Here is a 16,324-nt window from a genome sequence, read left to right as displayed (position 1 = left end):
CCTCCGGTACATGAAGAATTTATTCTTTAACCGCGCCGATGGTCAGACCTTGAATGAAATAGCGCTGGAAGAACGGATAGGCCAGAATAATCGGTCCGGTTGCCAGAACGACCATCGCCATCCGCGAAGTATCCTGCGGCATGCTCTGCAGAGCGGCCATGCTAAGGGATGAATTCTGAGAGTTCTGCAAGATGAACTGCATGCTGGTTTCAATCCGCATGAGCATGGATTGCAGTGGAACCAGGTTCGGATCATCAATGTAGAGCAATGCGTTAAACCAGTCATTCCAATAACCCAAGGTGCTGAACAATCCGATGGTTGCCAGACCCGGCAAGGATAGCGGCAATACCAGCTTGTAGAAAATTTTAAACTCGCTCGCACCGTCGATTTTACCGGATTCAATGATGGCATCCGGAACGCTGGTGCTGTAGAACGTACGAAGTATCATAATATAGAAGGCGTTGAGTGCCAATGGCAGGATCAAAGCCCAGATGGAATCTTTCAGACCGAGCAATTGCGTTGCAACGATATAAGTCGGTACCAGACCCCCGTTAAACAGCATCGTGAAAAACGCAAAGAACGCGAAGAAGTTCCGATATCTGAACCCTTTACGAGAGATGGCATAAGCATACAACGAGATAATAAACAAGCTGATCAACGTCCCCACTACCGTTACAAAGATCGTAACGCCATAGGAACGAAGGAGTGTATCGCCCGTTTGGAATACATATTTATAGGCTTCCAGACTCCATTTTTCCGGCCAGATTTGATATCCGTTGCGGGCAAGGGCGCCTTCATCCGTAAATGAAATGATCATGACGAACAAAAACGGAAATACACACAGGAACGAGAAAATACCGGCAATCAGGTTGAACACGACATTCCACCCGGATGAAAGCTGATGGAAATCTTTCATCTTGCTTTTAGATTTGAACACGTCACATACCCCCTTCTTGGTAGATTGATCGATTAGAACAATGCATTATCCTTGTCATATTTACGAACGATATAGTTCGATACCATAACGAGAATAAATCCGACTACCGACTGGTACAGACCCGCAGCAGTACTCATTCCGATCTCGCCTGTTGTCTTCAGACCACGATATACATAGGTATCGATAACGTTCGTTACGGAATACAAGGTTCCCGAATCCCTTGGCACTTGATAGAAGAGACCAAAGTCAGCGTAGAAGATTTTACCGATCGCAAGAAGAGTCAAAATGGTCATCAGCGGTTTCAGCATCGGAAGCGTGATGGCTTTAATCTGCTGCCATTTGTTCGCGCCGTCAATCATCGCCGCTTCGTACAAGGATTTGTCGATCCCCATAATCGCCGCCAGATAAACGACACTGTTATAACCAACGGATTTCCACAAACTGATTAACGTCAGGAATATCGGCCAATACTTGGCTTCGGAATACCATTGAACCGGCTCCATGCCAAACCATCCCAGGATTTGATTCAACATCCCTTTATCCATGCTCAGGAAACTGAATGCAAAATAACCTACAATAACCCAAGACAAGAAGTACGGCAGAAACATACCCGTTTGATAGACTTTCGCCAATTTCTTATTCACAATTTCGGACAATACGATAGCCAGTACTACGGATAGAATGAGACCCAAAATGATGAACACGAAATTATAAAGTACGGTGTTGCGCGTAATGATGTAAGCATCGTTGGTACTGAACAGGAATTTAAAGTTTTGGAATCCTACCCATTCACTATTAACGATACTTGCCCAGAAGCCGTCCCGGCTAAAGCGGTATTCCTTAAATGCAATAATGGTCCCGAACATGGGCAAATATGAGAATAAGAGAAACCATAGGGTCCCCGGCAAAACCATGAACAGCATGGCCTTATTCGTCATAATATTTTTGAAAAACTGTCCGATCGCTCTCACGCTTACCCCTCCTCGTGATGTGCATGAATGAACAAAAGAAGGGCGGTGAACATCCGCCGCCCCGTCCTTGTTCATACTGCAGCGGTATCTGCTGTCCTTGGGACAAGAAAGACCGCTTCATGCATTGTTATTACTTGCTTGCTTTCCAAGCATCAATTTGGCTTTGTGCTTCAGCGATGATCTTGTCCAGACCAGCGGCTTTCAGCTTTTGATTCGCTTTTGGCAGGAACTCTTCAGGATTTACGGTACCTGTCATCAGCGGTGCCCAGAACTCTTCTTTTACGTTGTTGACTGCTGCGAGCTCTGTGGATACTTTGGTTGGATCGAAGTTGAAACCGAGAAGCGGAGCAGCCTGGCCGGACTCGTTAAACTTCTTGAACTCTTCCCATTTGTTCTCAGGATCCTCAGGATTCAAGTAAGTCAGCATGACATTACCAAGCGCGAAGGTAGGCATGTCGTAGTTTTTCGATTCTGGCAAGTTTTCCATTACGTTCTCGCTAAGCTTTTTGTAGTGTACGCCTTCGATACCGGAGTCAACCAGGTTACGAAGATATACGTCTGTGTTCAGCAGGTTCAGGAACTCCATGGCTTTCTCAGGGTATTTCGAGTTAGCGGAAATCGCTTGCATCGAACCCATTACCGACCAGTTGAAGATCGTTGCATCGCCAGCCGAAGTGGACACTACCGGATAGCCGTAGCTTTGGCTCCACAGATTATCTGCGAACGGCTGCGTTGCCGCACGGTCTGCGAACCAGTTGCCGGAAGTCATCAGATCTTGCGTCGAAGTTGTTGTAGCTGCTTCTGGGGAAATGTATCCCGCTTTGTAGTACTTGTTCATCAATTTAAGCATGTCCATTGTTTCTGGCATTTCGAGGAAGTTCACAACTTTCAGATCTTCCTTGTCATCCAGGTAAACGGCCATTGGCATTTTTTCGATGATGTAGTCAAACGGAAGCAATGGACCGAAGTCTTTGCTAATTGCCAAAGGAACGACGTTCGGTTCTTTTTCCTTAATCGTTTTCAGCAGTGGCTCCAAGCTTTCCATCGATTTCACGTTCGAAATATCGAGGTTGTATTTATCAAGCAATGTTTTGTTAAAGCGCCATGCTTCTTGAGCAGGAAGCTCTTTGTTTGCCGGAATCGCATAGTTGTGACCATCAACCTTGGAACCTTCCAGGAACGCAGGGTCAATCGCGTCTTTAATGCCTTGTCCATGACTTTCAATCAGCTCGTCCATTTCCATAAATGCGCCTTTACGTGCATTTTGCACATAGTCAAACGCCCATGAGCTTGTGAACAAGATATCCATCGGTTCGCCGGAAGCTGCCATTACTTGCATCTTCTGGTTGTAATCACCGAAGTCGATCATTTTCATGTCAACGGTTACACCAATCTTCTCAGCAGTGTATTTATTGATTTCTTCCTCAACCTTGTCAACATCCTTTTGAGGTGTTCCGATGGTGTACCAGATCAGCTCAACCGGTTTCTCGGCAGTTCCCCCGCCGTTTCCTGCACTCTCTTTGTTGCCCCCGCATGCCGACAACAGCATGGATGCGGACAATAAAAGCGTTAGGGGCAGGAGCCATTTCTTTTTCGATTTACTCATGTTTATCCTCCCTTTTGAATCCTTGTGTCTCTACACTTATAAGGTTATCCCATGAAAGCAGTTTCACATAGGCGAAAAATTAAAGGTATTATGGTGAAAATAAAGAAAAAAACTCTGATTAAATCAATCAGAGCATTCCTCGGAAATCCCTCGGCGATACGCCGACAAATTTTTTGAACTGTTTATAGAAATAACCGGTTTCCCAATAACCTACATTTTTTGCGATATCTTGTACTTTCGTTGAAGAGTTTCGGAGCAGCTCCTTCGCTCTTTCAATCCGGTACCGGTTAATATACTCCGTAAAGTTCTCTCCCGTCTCTTTATGGAACAGATGCCCCAGATAGACGGGATGAATATGATACTGAGCGCCCAACACCTTCAGCGACAAATCCTCATTATAATGGTGCTGGATATGATGCAGAATCTGCTGGATGACAGGGCTCTTCACATCATTGTTGAGCGAATCAACCAGCCCGCCTACCCCATCCTTCACAGCCGTAATCAGATCGTCGATCGATACGGAATCCATAATGTCCGTAATCGTATTTTTCACAAAATCAGGGGCAGCCGTGTATTGGATATCGTTCAGCTCCAGTTTCAGGCGAATGACCATCTCGACCGCGATGCTCTTGAGTGTCGTCGGGATCATCCCCTGCGTATGGCGAAGCCGATCAAAATCACTATCGATCAAATCAAACAGCACCTGCTTGTCCCTACCGGCGATGCCTTTGGCATACTCGGGCCACTGCACGGAATAGGATTCCGCCGCTTCCCCCTTCTTGGCTTGAACATCAACATAATCCACGTAGGAGGGCTGCTCCAGAACAAGATAGTATTCCTGCGCCTCCTTGGCATGAAGATAACTGTCCTTATAATTTCCGCCGAGACTTTCCACGCTGCCAAGCGAGATGGACAGCTCCTCTTCGTAGCATTGCTCGCGCACCTGCTGCAGCAGCCGAATGGCTCTCGCTTTTTCCGTGTCCGGATCTTTCATCATAAAAATCACCACGTGATCGCCGTCGTTGTCCCGGAAATACAGGACACCCGGCTCCTGATCCATTAATTGATACAGGCTATTCTCCAGCGGCGTGAAATCCGCTCTCAGGATAGACGCCATGACATACGGCAAATTCAGATTCAGCCCCAGAAGGGTCGTGCGCTCCTCCAGTTCCTCCGGCTCAATCCGGTCCGTGATCCAGCGGTACAGGATATTGCTCCGCAATACGTTAATGTCGTACTCGTCCAGTCTCATTTCTCTTCTGGATTTGTTCATTTTATCCGTTGTGCTGGCAATCGTTTCTTCCAATTCCTTCAGATTGATCGGCTTGAGCAAATAATTCTCGATCCCCAGACGCATGCCTTCCTTCAAATAGGCAAAATCGTCGAAGCCGCTCAGGATGATTACCTTTAAATTGTGGTTCAATTTTCGTGCGCCTTCAATCAATTCAAGTCCCGTCATGACAGGCATCGAGATATCCGTGATGAGAATGTCAACCGGAATGACCGCCATCTTCTCCAGCGCCTGACGGCCATTCTCCGCATGCCCCACCACCTCAATGCCATACTTCGACCAATCCACGACGTCAACCAATCCTTCTATAATAAATGGTTCATCGTCCACGATAAACACTTTATACATCGTTATTCAGCTTCCCTTCTGTCACCGGAAATTTGACTGTCACCGTTGTACCGCTGCCCGGCTCACTCTGGATGTCCATTCCGTACGAACTTCCAAACGTCAGCTTTAATCGCTCATTCACACTCCGCAGACCAAATGATTCTTCACTCGACTCGGCCATTTCCAGCCGGGATTTGATCTCCTCAAGCTGCTCTGGCTCGATCCCTTTCCCGTTATCCTTGATCTCGATTACGACATCATCATCCTGCTGCGACGCGTTAACCGTTAGCCAGTTATCATCCTGGTCGCTGCGCAGCCCATGAACGATGTAGTTTTCAATCAGTGGCTGCAGCGACATTTTCATCATCGGCACATGTTTGATTTGTTCCTCACAGTGCATTTTATAAATATACTTGTCCTTATAGCGAATTCGAAACAGCTCCAGATAGAGCCTGCACGCCTCCAACTCATCCTTCAATGTGTAGTGGGACTTATGCTGAACGATATTCTTGAAAAGCATCGACAAGCTGTAGATCATATCACCGACATCCTGAGCCCCCTGCGAAAGAGCTCTCATCCGAATCACTTCAAGCGTATTGTATAAAAAATGCGGGTTAATTCTCGCTTGCAGTGCAGACAGCTCCGCGTTCTTCTGGTTAATCTCTGCCTTATATACCTTGTCGATATACCGGGAAAGCTCATCCAGCATCTCATTGAAGCTGCCCGCAATTTGCCCTAGCTGATCCTCCTTGGTATCCTGCATCCGGGCAACGAATTCCCCCTTCTCTACCTTGCGCATAAAACGGATAATGTTATCGGTGCGCTTGGAGTAATTCACGATTGTCAGCGAAGGAATGAATACCGCAACGACAATACATAGCAGGGCCGCAATGATGATGGTGTTCTGCAAACCATGGAAGGACTCCGATATCTCACGTTTGGGTGTGATTCCGACCACCGTATACCCTGCCTGATTGTGAGCCGCTGTTGTAATGTACGATTCCTCATCTAGGTTCACGGTATCTTTGGAATTCAGCAGCCGGTCGGCATAAGGATACTTCTTCCCGTAATATTTGCCGGAAGAATCAAACATCACACGGCCGTCACCCGACAAGACCAGCACGGATCCCTTCAGGGGATCTTCGCCGCTGTTCAGGACAGCATCCAGCGCTTCCGTTCGATATAAAATAACCAACTGCCCCAAATTCTTGTATGTGGTCATATCATTGATCGGGCTCCGGATCGAGAATAACGGCAAATTCACATCTCCGGCCAGCTTACGCACCCAGAGATTCGGCAGCGTGACGCTCTGGCTTTCCATCGCCATCACATCAGGAATGTACGAATGCGTGGCATTCGCCTGATAGAGCCTTGTCATGCTGCCCTGCTTGTATACATATACATATTGTTTCTCGGCACTATACAGCATGATATTCTCAATATCCGGGTCGTCGTCCAGCCTTTGCTTGAAGTAAGCAACCACACTGTCTGAATTGGACTGCCCGCCACCCGCGATCCGATCCATTCGCTTGGCCATGTACTCATCAAACGAGTTCATGAGGAAATAGGAAGTGTCAATCCCTAGAGAACTGTTGCGGTACAAGTCATTTACATAGGACTGCTCATTCTCAAATTTTTGATTCAATTGCCGCTCCACCCGTTCAACCGCTCTTCGCTGAATGTCGAGTTCGCTGCGCACGGCCGATTGAAACAAGAAGTAATACATGAGAAAAGATAAGGTGACGATGGTAACCACCGCAATCAAGGAGATTAACAGCAGCATTTTGGTAAACATATTATTTTTAATATATTTTTGATAAAACTTAGCAGGAGACATTGGTTTCCCCTTCCTGATGTAAACGTTGTTACTGCTTAACCTATTAAATAATAACATCAGCAGAGCGTTATCAATGGATGAAATTTCTACCAGTCATGAAGATGTAATTTGCCTATTTTAAGTTGATTTAGGGGTCGCTCTTCCCGCTAATTCATAGCATAATCAGGAAGGAGATGAATTAAGATGCCCCAATACCGCATTATTGTCGATTTATCCAATTTTCAGCTGCACCTGTTGGATGGCGACACCGTGGTACGTACGTTCCCGGTTGCCATCGGTAAAATGGCTACACAGACGCCGCCAGGCAATTACACCATCGTCAACAAACAGCCAAATCCCGGGGGGCCTTTTGGAGCCTATTGGTTAGGGTTGTCCAAACCCCATTATGGCATCCATGGCACGAATGACCCTTCATCCATCGGCCGCTACGTTTCCCATGGCTGCATTCGAATGTACAACGAGGACGTCATTGAGCTTGCCTCCCTCGTGCCGATTCATACCCGGGTCACCATACGAAACTGATAGCATAAACTGGTGATTTCAAATCCCTCCAAATTGGTTAAATACAAATGTTACATCGTACCAATGTATTTACCTATTCGTTGTATGGAGGGATTGCCCATGATGCAGAGCAAATATTTCAGGACATGCTTTGGCATAATCGCACTGCTCTTGATCATTTATCTCGGATCCGAAATCAGCTTCTTGTTCCGGCCAATCGTCTCCATGTTCAATATGCTGATCGTTCCCGTCGCGATGGCCGGCTTCTTCTATTATCTGCTCAGACCGATTGTGGACTACCTGGAGCGGCGGAAAATCAAACGATCCATTGGCGTCCTGATGCTGTATTTCGTGTTTGCCGGTCTCTGCGCCATCTTCGGCATTGTGGTGTGGCCGACACTGCGCGAGCAGATCGAAAATTTTATCAGTAATGCCCCCTTTCTGGTAGAGGGTGTGCAGCAACAGATCGACCAGTTGCAGCAGAATCCATACTGGTCACGCTTTATACCAACGGAATCCGAGTTATCTACCTCACTGACGGAATACATGAATCGGATCATTACCTGGATCAGCAACTCCATCAATAACCTGATTGCCGTTGTATCCAGCGTTGTCGTTATTATTGCTACGATTCCGATCATTCTGTACTACATGCTGAAAGAAGGCAGCAAGCTTCCGCCCAAGCTGCTCAGTGTCCTACCAAGACGATACCGCCGTGACGGCAAGGAAGTGCTGGGTGAGATTGATACAGCACTCAGCAATTTTATTATCGGCAAAGTGATCCTGAATCTTATACTTAGCATAATGATCTATATCGGATTTCTGATCATCGGGCTGCCTTATTCTTTGCTCTTGACGGTGATCTCCTTCTTCTTGAATTTCATCCCGTATATCGGAGCGCTGCTGGCGACCATTCCTGCCGTGATCATCGGTTTTATCGAATCTCCTTCGATTGCGATATGGTCTGTTGTCGTCATTGTCATCGCACAGCAGATCCAAGATAATATTCTGACACCGGTCATCTACGGGAAACAGTTGGATATTCACCCGTTGACCACGATTGTCCTCATTCTTGTAGGCGGCGACTTCTTCGGGCTGCTTGGCATCCTGCTCGCCATTCCCGCTTACATGATCGTCAAAATTATCGTGGTACGGATTTACGAACTGTTCCTTGCCGAAAAAGTAGAAGACGCATAATGAACTCGAGTTACTTCAGACATACAAGTGACATTTGTACAAAAAAGGATGTCCCCGCCAACTTCACGATGGCTGCTGGGGACATCCTTTATTTAAAGAATCACGCATTGCCGCGCAGAGATCGAACCACAAAATCATGCTCATCCTTGCGCAATATCATACCATTTGACAAGGTAACGGTATCCTCATCGTGAGTAGTCAGGATGGCCTGTGATAACACCAGTCGATTGCCCCGCCATATCATCACGGATGATCCAAAATAGATGGCGTTATCGAATTGAATGGTATGATTCACGACATAACCGATGGAGTTCAAGGCAGGGTATGCGTTTCTTGGCATAATTCTATGAATGGCGCGAAACGGTATAACAAGCTCACCCGGACCTAGAATCACTTTTTCCTGAACGGGATCCCACCCTTTCAGCACACCTTCAACCGTGCTTTTCGCCCCGTCTAAACGCTGAATGACAACATGACGACCAATCCAATGCTTCATGAAGGTCACCTCTCGCGGATTATTCATCTCCATCGCCCGGTGTGCTTGGGATGTCCCAATTCACCGGATCCATACCCTTTTGCATTAAAAAAGCATTCGATGCTGAAAATGGACGACTACCGAAGAATCCTTTATGCGCTGCAAATGGACTCGGATGACTGGACTCAAGCACCTTGTGCCGGCTTCGGTCTATGAAGGAACCTTTCTTCTGTGCGTAACTGCCCCATAATATAAAAACCATTGGCTGATCACGTTCATTCAGTTTCGCAATAACCGTATCGGTGAATGTCTCCCACCCGATCCCTTTATGCGAGTTCGGCTCGCCTTCGCGAACCGTAAGCACTGCATTGAGCAGCAGTACTCCTTGATCCGCCCACGATTGCAAGGATCCGTGACGGGGAATCGAGATTCCCAGATCCGAAGCAAGCTCCTTATGTATATTTCGTAAAGACGGAGGAATCGTAACCCCGGGCGAAACGGAAAAGCTCAGTCCCTGTGCCTGCCTACGACCGTGATAAGGGTCTTGTCCCAAAATAACGACTTTTGTCGATTGGTACGATGTTTGCTGAAGAGCCCGAAATATATCTTCCTTGGGGGGATACACCGTGCTGCGCCGGTATTCCTCGTCCACCCGTTCCATCAAAGCTTGAAAATAAGGCTTATCCACTTCTCCCTGCAGAATAAGGTCCCAATCATTGTTAAACATCCGCATGTCTCCTCTCTCCTCTCACACAGGCCAGCATGGAATCATAAAAGAATGCGATTTCTATAATCGGAACACCATAACATCTTCCGTTCAATTCGAATCCAATAACAACGCTCATCATGAATTGACCTTATGTCGATTTAAAAAAATAAGCCGGCACCCATACGGGGGCCGACTTATTTTGCATCTTACCAGACGCTGTTATAATGCCGAGGACGGGGGTCGAACCCGTACGGTAGTCACCTACCGCAGGATTTTAAGTCCTGTGCGTCTGCCAATTCCGCCACCCCGGCATATTTATCCGCGCATGTTCCTAGCGTCGTTCACGTTCACTTACATAGCCGAAGGTACGCGTGGGAATCGCAATATATTGCGATCTCATTCCGATATCTAGGTGTGCACATTTCGTCTTAGCGACAAAATTGATAATACCATGTCCAACCATATGATGTCAATATATGAAACTCATAATTTTTGGCATCACCTTACTTAATAGCTTGAACCACCGCTTTAATTCATCGATTCAAAGGCTTCCGTATGCCATAAAGAATAATTTTACCGTTATCGCCAAATGATAAATAGGCTTGCATTGTCATATGCGAAGACTAGAACAGCCGAGAAAAGGATACCCCTCACCATGAAAAAACTCTCAACCGTCGTATTAATCGCTCTCTCCATTTCCCTTTGCTATCCGAAAGTTGTTAACGCCGAGCATGCACCATCCGCTTCCAAAGGCAGGGATTATTATGAGGAACGCGGCGAGATTGTATGGGAAGTCCCCACACAAAACAAAGTAATTGCCCTTACCTTTGACGATGGTCCGGACGAACAGAATACCATTCAAATTCTGGATCTGCTAAAGCAATATGACGCTAAGGCTACCTTCTTCGTTGTTGGCAACCGGGTGGAGAAACACCCTGAGATCGTAGCGCGAGAGCTGCAGGAAGGACATGAGATCGGCAATCACTCATACTCCCATCCTCCCTTTCACAATATTAACGTCAGCAAGTTAACGAGCGAACTGAACCGTACGCAGGATGCGATTTTTCATGCAACTGGCATTCGAACCGTTCTGTTTCGTCCACCCGGAGGCAGTTATAATGAAGCGATTGTCCGCACGAGCAAGGATTTCGGTATGCTGACCGTATTATGGTCATGGCACCAGGATACGCTGGACTGGCGAAAGCCCGGCGTTAATCGGATTGCCAAAAAAGTGCTGGATAATGCCCATAATGGAGACATTGTACTGATGCACGATTTTGTGCCGGGTAGTACACAGACAGTTGAAGCTCTCAAAGTGATTCTGCCGGAGCTGCAAAAGAGAGGCTACGAATTTGTGACCGTTTCGGGGCTGCTGTCCTATCATGAGAAATCGCGTAAGTTCATTGAAGTAAACCATTAAAGGGAATGAATTAACTTCTACAATAACCGCTACCTACTCATGGTAACGGTTATTTTTGGGAACCCGATTGGATCCGATAACACAGAGTTCAATTTCGGATCCTCCTCGAGTCTGGAAATGGTCTTGCTGAGCGCCGGCTGAGCAGTACGGAGCTCCTCTGCAAACGCACCCAATGGAGGTCTCCAGCAAGAGGTCTTGAATAAATTAATTGTATTTGGTAAGATACAGAACGAACGTTCAGTATATAAATTTTGAAAAGCTCGCAAAGGGTATAAGGGGGGTGCATGCGTGAATAAAAAACAACAACAAACGGAAGATACCAAGCGACGCATAGCCGAAGCCGCCAAGGCGCTTTTTATGCAGAAGGGTTACAAATCAACGTCAATAGAGGAAATCGTTGAAGCCACCGGCAGCAGCAAAGGGAATATCTATTATCATTTCAAGAGCAAGGAAGGGCTGTTTCTGTATCTGATCGAGGAATGGGACCTCGAGTGGGAACAGAAATGGAACAGTAAAGAGCAGCATTACACCACCACCGTTGACAAGCTATACGGAATAGCGGATCAATTGGTGTTTGATGATCTGAACCACCCCTTCTCCAAGGCGCTTGATGAATTTATGAACAGCAATGGAGATGTTACCGAGGAAGTACAGCAGCGAATCGTCCAGATTATTCGGAGCCATTTGGAATTCGATCAAAGATTGCTGCAGCAAGGGATTGATCGCGGGGAGTTTGAGAATCATAATGTGGAGCAGCTATCCGTCATCTTTGAGAGCCTCATTGTTGGTTTAAGCCAGATGTCCCGCATAACGAAGGTGGAAAATGCGCTTGCCCTTTATCATGCTGCCATCAAAGTATTTCTGCATGGCATTGAAAAGAAATCATGAAAAACAACACTCTTTTTTCACACTCTATTACAAACCGAACGTTCAGTATATAAATAATCGAATTACTATATTTTCATCATGTCATTATTAAATCGTCTTTTATTTTGGAGGAATCATCATGTCATTACTGATGCGAAACAATGGAGCCATTCTGCTCCTCATGTTCAATATATTTCTAGTCTTCACCGGCATCGGGCTCGTCATACCTATTATGCCAACCTATATGACGGAACTGCATATCAGCGGAAGCACGGTAGGCATGCTCGTTGCCGCTTTTTCATTAACACAGCTGTTATTCTCGCCACTTGCGGGTAGATTGTCGGACACCATGGGTCGTAAAAAAATCATCATCTCCGGCATGATTGTGTTCGCTATATCGGAATGGTTGTTCGGAGCTGCCAGCACACCGCCGCTCCTGTTTGCATCGAGAATGCTCGGCGGTATCGGTGCTGCGCTCATTATGCCTGCTGTTATGGCCTACACGGCTGACGTGACTTCGAATGAGGAACGTGCCAGGGGCATGGGGTTCATTAATGCTGCGATTACGACAGGTTTCATCATCGGACCGGGTATCGGAGGGTTCATCGCCGAGTTTGGCATTCGCGTTCCTTTCTACGCTGCGGCTGTTGCGGGAGGAATTGCCGCACTGGTAACGCTGCTGTTGCTTCCGGAATCATCCACCAAGCAGGAAGCACCTACCTTGCTGGGACGGAAGAAGGAGAGCATGGTTGTCCAGCTGGTACGTTCTTTCAAAGAACCTTATTTCTTAAGTTTGATCATTGTATTTGTGCTCTCGTTTGGCCTTGCCAATTATGAAACGGTGTTCGGCCTCTTTGTGGATCATAAATTTGGGTTCACCCCTAAAGATATTGCGATGATCATCACATTTGGATCGATTGCGGGTGCCGTCGTCCAAGCGACGATTTTCGGTTGGATCCTGAACCGGTTCGGTGAGAAAAGAGTCATTACGCTCAGTTTGCTTACCGCAGGAATCTGTATCCTGTTAACCCTGTTTGTGCATAAATACTGGCTGATATTCCTTGTTACCTTCCTGGTCTTTCTGTCGATCGACATCTTACGCCCCGCTATCGGTACGCAAATGTCCAAGCTGGCGAAGGATCAGCAAGGCTACGTGGCCGGTCTGAACTCGGCCTATACCAGCCTGGGGAATATTGCAGGACCGCTGGTAGCAGGGTATCTGTTTGATTTGGACATCAACTTTCCCTACATCTCCGCGTCCATCGTCCTCATCCTCTGCTTCTTCCTGGCCATGCGTGCCGGCAGAGCCTGGGCCGCAACAGAGGCTGTCATGAGTGAACGGTAACGAAGGATAACGGCCCTCCTCAACGTTTATAGCCAATCACTAAACAAGACACCGCCGGAAGCTTCTGGCGGTGTCTTGTTTTTGGTTATGTATTTTTAATATGCCACCAGGACGATCATCGCCAATAAAGCCACAAGCGCAAACAAGAGAGCCCATCCCAATTCGAACCGTCTTTTTTCTTTATATGCCTTAAAGGCTTTCCGTGACTCAAATACGAATACGACCATCAAGAAGGCAAGCAACACAGGCAATCCCCACGACTGATTTAACACCCACTCTGACACCTTTATCCCCCATCCTATATCTAAAATGAGCTGCATCCAAGCAGCAGCAGCTGTATAAATAAGCATATCCCCCAATGATTTCTATTAAAATGTACCGTATGTCGCCCCCGATTACAAATCTCGCTTAAAATATATACCGAAAAAGACTCCACCGGCATTGTTGGTGGAGTCTTACAGTTAAAGTGAATCGCGGGGGCTTTCGTTCGGTTATGTTTGTTTCGCTAAGGTCCTGATCATGCCGCTCAGCTTCACTCTACGTCAATTGGATGTTGTATCTTATCCTTATAAAAATCGAGATACAATTGACCGTCCGTTCCCTTAACTGCATAAAAAACATCTTCAATATTTTTGTTCCGGTCTTTTAATTTATCATGAACCCAATCGGGGGAGAGATCATTTACCTTTAGATTCTTCTCTAAAAGTTGTCCATCCATGATAAGCTCAATCGGAAACTGTTGATTCCCTTTCATTCCCTTTTTCATATCTTTTAAAGTTACATTCTGGTATTCCTTTTTCTTCATCACAGATATCATTCCATTGATCTCTAATACGCCGTACTCAACTTCCGAGATATCAAAAATATCTTTTTGTCGTAACATCTGATTTACTGTATCTAATGTTAATTTATTTTTCTTTAGATTCTCTTCAAGAATCTTCCCACCCTCTATAAGTATACTCGGTGTCCCTTCGGCCCACATACGGAATTTACGGTTCTTCACAACGAGCTTTGATAAAAGATAGGATGTAAATGTAAAAACAGCAAGCGAGATAAGTAGTTGTATTACCTGCAATTTTTCATTGAAAGCAAAATTTGCAGCAATTGCACCCAAAATAACGGCGGTAACAAACTCATGAAAATTCATGTTAGATAACGTTTGTTTTCCCAAGAATCGCGTAATAATCAACAAAAGCACAAATGCAGATATACTACGAAGTAGAATTATCATATGTTCAACCATGAGAGCCCATACACCCCATTTTCATCGTATAACATATATATGGGCAATTTTCACAAAAATAAACCGATAAGATAGCAAAGTTTCAAGAATATACTCTAATTGAACTTCTAATTAATCGGTGATCTCATTTAATGTTCTTTTGAGTTCTAAGGTCATAATAAAATTATATTTACTTGCATGTTTAAATTCGTCTGTTAAAATCTCAAATACCATGTCCCTATAGTACTTGTATGGCATCCCGGCTCTATTACGGTATTTTTCCACTACCCTTAATTCACCCATTAAAGCTTTCTCTACTCCCTCTATAAATGAATTCGGTCGTCGGAGCCACTGAAACTAAATAATCATAAAACAACTCGTCTTCTCGCTCGCCTGAAACGGCTTGTTCTATTACTGCAAGTGCCTCATCTAACGATTTATAAGAAGTTTTTTGCGATGCCTTTTTATTTTCGATACGATACAAAGTATTCAAAATCTCATGCAATGTCAGGGCGGATATGCTCTATGGACAAAAAATAACCCCACCAGCCTAAGCAGTAGGGTTCTAATTTACAAGAATATGAGAAACGAGGACGAAAAATAGTCGTTTTTTAAAATGCAACAAAGAACCCTACATTCATAATATTTTTACTCAACGGAACAGCCCTATGAACAGCAAAAGACCCTTGCATCGCAAGGGTTTTCGATAAAGTGGGCCCTGAGGGACTCGAACCCTCGACCAGTCGGTTATGAGCCGACCGCTCTAACCAACTGAGCTAAGGAAAACGTTTTTGCGGGGTGCAGCCAGTTTAGTTACTATAGGTTTAGAACTGCAAATGTTTTCGTGTGTTTTTATGTTTTTGTCAGCAATTGCGTTAGATCACTAGCCGTCAAAGTTTATTGTTTTATAATTCCTATACGAGAGGTGATTGAATCAATGTCGCAAAATTGAATTGGTGTACGTGACCATCGTTTAATGTAGTCTGACCAGTTACAAAATGTACGTGTTTGCCATTTCCTACTGGAATAGCCGGTCCAGTTCTAATCTTTTTCAGATTATGAAAATGGTTCAAGAAATCAGTTTTTTCTAATTCAATTTCGTGGACATGACTATTCCCCACTCGAATCGCTTGCCCTGTAACACCAGCAAACCGATGATTGTGTCGATCTGCTCCTTCTTCAGCCAGCTTGGTACTACCTTCAAATTCATGTACGTGTCTCTGTACCTTTACGCGTCTCTTCACCTGTTTTGTAGATGTTATTCTAACCTTCTTTATTGCTTGCCGTTTCGTCTGCATTCGTTGTATGCCTCCTTAAATTTAAACGACTTACAACATCCTATTTAGACATACATGGTTATGTGCAAGGCCATTATTAGGACGACTCTAATAGTTTTTATAGTTCATCCTTCTGCAATTCGATATCTATTTCAATCAGCTTCTCATCCACTGTCTTATTCTCGATCCGGCCGTCCTGAAAATCCTTTACCCTTTTGGCTATTCCGGCTTTGAAGAGCTCGTGCAGCATTAGCAAATTCTTACTCTCAAGTGTTCCCATTGTCGTTCCTCTCGGCTTTCAGTTATGATGGATTGCGAGATAGCGAATGTCAGATAAATTGC

General features: G+C 45.5%; 17 protein-coding genes and 2 tRNA genes. 5 read left to right on the top strand and 14 right to left on the bottom strand.

All coding sequences use genetic code 11. The annotated features are described in order from the left end of the window. Nucleotides 1-19: 19 nt before the first annotated feature. From MHH48_RS10125 to MHH48_RS10105, 5 genes are all read right to left on the bottom strand, one after another. A complete protein-coding gene (locus MHH48_RS10125) occupies nucleotides 20-916 on the bottom strand; it encodes a carbohydrate ABC transporter permease (RefSeq protein WP_076321299.1) in 897 nt (298 codons plus the stop codon). Between the two features lie 53 nt (nucleotides 917-969). Beyond that, nucleotides 970-1,899, bottom strand: coding sequence for an ABC transporter permease subunit (locus MHH48_RS10120; RefSeq protein ID WP_179090580.1), 930 nt, complete (start codon nucleotides 1,897-1,899; stop codon nucleotides 970-972). Between the two features lie 139 nt (nucleotides 1,900-2,038). Further along, nucleotides 2,039-3,514, bottom strand: a complete 1,476-nt coding sequence (locus MHH48_RS10115; protein WP_076320675.1) for an ABC transporter substrate-binding protein — start codon at nucleotides 3,512-3,514, stop codon at nucleotides 2,039-2,041. 127 nt (nucleotides 3,515-3,641) lie between these two features. Beyond that, complete coding sequence (locus tag MHH48_RS10110; RefSeq protein WP_076320674.1) at nucleotides 3,642-5,153, bottom strand: response regulator transcription factor; 1,512 nt, start codon at nucleotides 5,151-5,153, stop codon at nucleotides 3,642-3,644. Further along, on the bottom strand, nucleotides 5,146-6,969 hold the full coding sequence (locus MHH48_RS10105) for a sensor histidine kinase (protein WP_076320673.1): 1,824 nt from the start codon (nucleotides 6,967-6,969) through the stop codon (nucleotides 5,146-5,148). The genes MHH48_RS10110 and MHH48_RS10105 overlap by 8 nt, the downstream gene beginning before the upstream one ends. Before the next feature lie 183 nt (nucleotides 6,970-7,152). Here MHH48_RS10105 and MHH48_RS10100 point away from each other — a divergent pair, with 183 nt between their 5' ends. Together MHH48_RS10100 and MHH48_RS10095 are read left to right on the top strand one after the other, a co-directional pair. Next, entirely contained in the window at nucleotides 7,153-7,491 is a 339-nt protein-coding gene (locus MHH48_RS10100; RefSeq protein WP_076320672.1) for a L,D-transpeptidase, read from the top strand. Between the two features lie 99 nt (nucleotides 7,492-7,590). After that, a complete protein-coding gene (locus MHH48_RS10095; RefSeq protein WP_076320671.1) occupies nucleotides 7,591-8,667 on the top strand; it encodes an AI-2E family transporter in 1,077 nt (358 codons plus the stop codon). A 100-nt stretch (nucleotides 8,668-8,767) separates the two neighbouring features. On the opposite strand, the gene MHH48_RS10090 is transcribed toward MHH48_RS10095, so the two are convergent. From MHH48_RS10090 to MHH48_RS10080, 3 genes are all read right to left on the bottom strand, one after another. Next, nucleotides 8,768-9,163: a hypothetical protein gene (locus MHH48_RS10090; RefSeq protein ID WP_076320670.1), complete on the bottom strand. Its 396-nt coding sequence runs from the start codon at nucleotides 9,161-9,163 to the stop codon at nucleotides 8,768-8,770. Nucleotides 9,164-9,182: 19 nt separating this feature from the next. After that, nucleotides 9,183-9,869 (bottom strand): uracil-DNA glycosylase, encoded by a 687-nt coding sequence (locus MHH48_RS10085; RefSeq protein ID WP_076321297.1) that lies wholly within the window; start codon nucleotides 9,867-9,869, stop codon nucleotides 9,183-9,185. Nucleotides 9,870-10,076: 207 nt separating this feature from the next. After that, nucleotides 10,077-10,162 (bottom strand) — tRNA-Leu (locus tag MHH48_RS10080). A 344-nt stretch (nucleotides 10,163-10,506) separates the two neighbouring features. On the opposite strand from MHH48_RS10080, the gene MHH48_RS10075 reads away from it, so the two are divergent. The 3 genes from MHH48_RS10075 to MHH48_RS10065 all read left to right on the top strand — a co-directional run bounded on the left by MHH48_RS10075 (nucleotide 10,507) and on the right by MHH48_RS10065 (nucleotide 13,483). Further along, entirely contained in the window at nucleotides 10,507-11,271 is a 765-nt protein-coding gene (locus MHH48_RS10075) for a polysaccharide deacetylase family protein (protein ID WP_076320669.1), read from the top strand. Nucleotides 11,272-11,559: 288 nt separating this feature from the next. Next, nucleotides 11,560-12,159, top strand: a complete 600-nt coding sequence (locus MHH48_RS10070) for a TetR/AcrR family transcriptional regulator (protein WP_076320668.1) — start codon at nucleotides 11,560-11,562, stop codon at nucleotides 12,157-12,159. Nucleotides 12,160-12,277: 118 nt separating this feature from the next. Beyond that, nucleotides 12,278-13,483, top strand: a complete 1,206-nt coding sequence (locus MHH48_RS10065; RefSeq protein WP_076320667.1) for an MFS transporter — start codon at nucleotides 12,278-12,280, stop codon at nucleotides 13,481-13,483. Nucleotides 13,484-13,578: 95 nt separating this feature from the next. Here the strand turns inward: MHH48_RS10065 and MHH48_RS10060 are convergent, their stop codons facing one another. From MHH48_RS10060 to MHH48_RS10035, 6 genes are all read right to left on the bottom strand, one after another. Continuing rightward, the gene (locus MHH48_RS10060) at nucleotides 13,579-13,767 is read right to left on the bottom strand and encodes a hypothetical protein (protein WP_076321296.1); all 189 of its coding nucleotides are present in this window, start codon (nucleotides 13,765-13,767) and stop codon (nucleotides 13,579-13,581) included. 248 nt (nucleotides 13,768-14,015) lie between these two features. Then, entirely contained in the window at nucleotides 14,016-14,726 is a 711-nt protein-coding gene (locus tag MHH48_RS10055) for a DUF421 domain-containing protein (RefSeq protein WP_076320666.1), read from the bottom strand. Between the two features lie 274 nt (nucleotides 14,727-15,000). Beyond that, complete coding sequence (locus MHH48_RS10050) at nucleotides 15,001-15,189, bottom strand: hypothetical protein (RefSeq protein WP_256720384.1); 189 nt, start codon at nucleotides 15,187-15,189, stop codon at nucleotides 15,001-15,003. A 228-nt stretch (nucleotides 15,190-15,417) separates the two neighbouring features. Then, a tRNA-Ile gene (locus tag MHH48_RS10045) sits at nucleotides 15,418-15,488 on the bottom strand. Between the two features lie 131 nt (nucleotides 15,489-15,619). Continuing rightward, the gene (locus MHH48_RS10040; RefSeq protein ID WP_076320665.1) at nucleotides 15,620-16,003 is read right to left on the bottom strand and encodes a YmaF family protein; all 384 of its coding nucleotides are present in this window, start codon (nucleotides 16,001-16,003) and stop codon (nucleotides 15,620-15,622) included. Between the two features lie 97 nt (nucleotides 16,004-16,100). After that, on the bottom strand, nucleotides 16,101-16,262 hold the full coding sequence (locus MHH48_RS10035) for a hypothetical protein (RefSeq protein ID WP_179090566.1): 162 nt from the start codon (nucleotides 16,260-16,262) through the stop codon (nucleotides 16,101-16,103). Between the last annotated feature and the right edge of the window lie 62 nt (nucleotides 16,263-16,324).

Source organism: Paenibacillus sp. FSL F4-0100, from assembly GCF_037993005.1.
Taxonomy (GTDB): domain Bacteria; phylum Bacillota; class Bacilli; order Paenibacillales; family Paenibacillaceae; genus Paenibacillus_AQ.
The sequence above is the reverse complement of the archived record's forward strand: the minus strand, read 5'-3'. Positions and strand labels throughout refer to the sequence as shown.

Excerpts from the sequence above, each read along its gene's own strand:
- MHH48_RS10125 (WP_076321299.1), bottom strand. The coding sequence starts at position 916 with ATGAAAGATTTCCATCAGCTTTCATCCGGGTGGAATGTCGTGTTCAAC.
- MHH48_RS10115 (WP_076320675.1), bottom strand. The coding sequence starts at position 3,514 with ATGAGTAAATCGAAAAAGAAATGGCTCCTGCCCCTAACGCTTTTATTG.
- MHH48_RS10110 (WP_076320674.1), bottom strand. The coding sequence starts at position 5,153 with ATGTATAAAGTGTTTATCGTGGACGATGAACCATTTATTATAGAAGGA.
- MHH48_RS10105 (WP_076320673.1), bottom strand. The coding sequence starts at position 6,969 with ATGTCTCCTGCTAAGTTTTATCAAAAATATATTAAAAATAATATGTTT.
- MHH48_RS10100 (WP_076320672.1), top strand. The coding sequence starts at position 7,153 with ATGCCCCAATACCGCATTATTGTCGATTTATCCAATTTTCAGCTGCAC.
- MHH48_RS10095 (WP_076320671.1), top strand. The coding sequence starts at position 7,591 with ATGATGCAGAGCAAATATTTCAGGACATGCTTTGGCATAATCGCACTG.
- MHH48_RS10090 (WP_076320670.1), bottom strand. The coding sequence starts at position 9,163 with ATGAAGCATTGGATTGGTCGTCATGTTGTCATTCAGCGTTTAGACGGG.
- MHH48_RS10085 (WP_076321297.1), bottom strand. The coding sequence starts at position 9,869 with ATGTTTAACAATGATTGGGACCTTATTCTGCAGGGAGAAGTGGATAAG.
- MHH48_RS10075 (WP_076320669.1), top strand. The coding sequence starts at position 10,507 with ATGAAAAAACTCTCAACCGTCGTATTAATCGCTCTCTCCATTTCCCTT.
- MHH48_RS10065 (WP_076320667.1), top strand. The coding sequence starts at position 12,278 with ATGTCATTACTGATGCGAAACAATGGAGCCATTCTGCTCCTCATGTTC.
- MHH48_RS10055 (WP_076320666.1), bottom strand. The coding sequence starts at position 14,726 with ATGGTTGAACATATGATAATTCTACTTCGTAGTATATCTGCATTTGTG.
- MHH48_RS10040 (WP_076320665.1), bottom strand. The coding sequence starts at position 16,003 with ATGCAGACGAAACGGCAAGCAATAAAGAAGGTTAGAATAACATCTACA.
- MHH48_RS10035 (WP_179090566.1), bottom strand. The coding sequence starts at position 16,262 with ATGGGAACACTTGAGAGTAAGAATTTGCTAATGCTGCACGAGCTCTTC.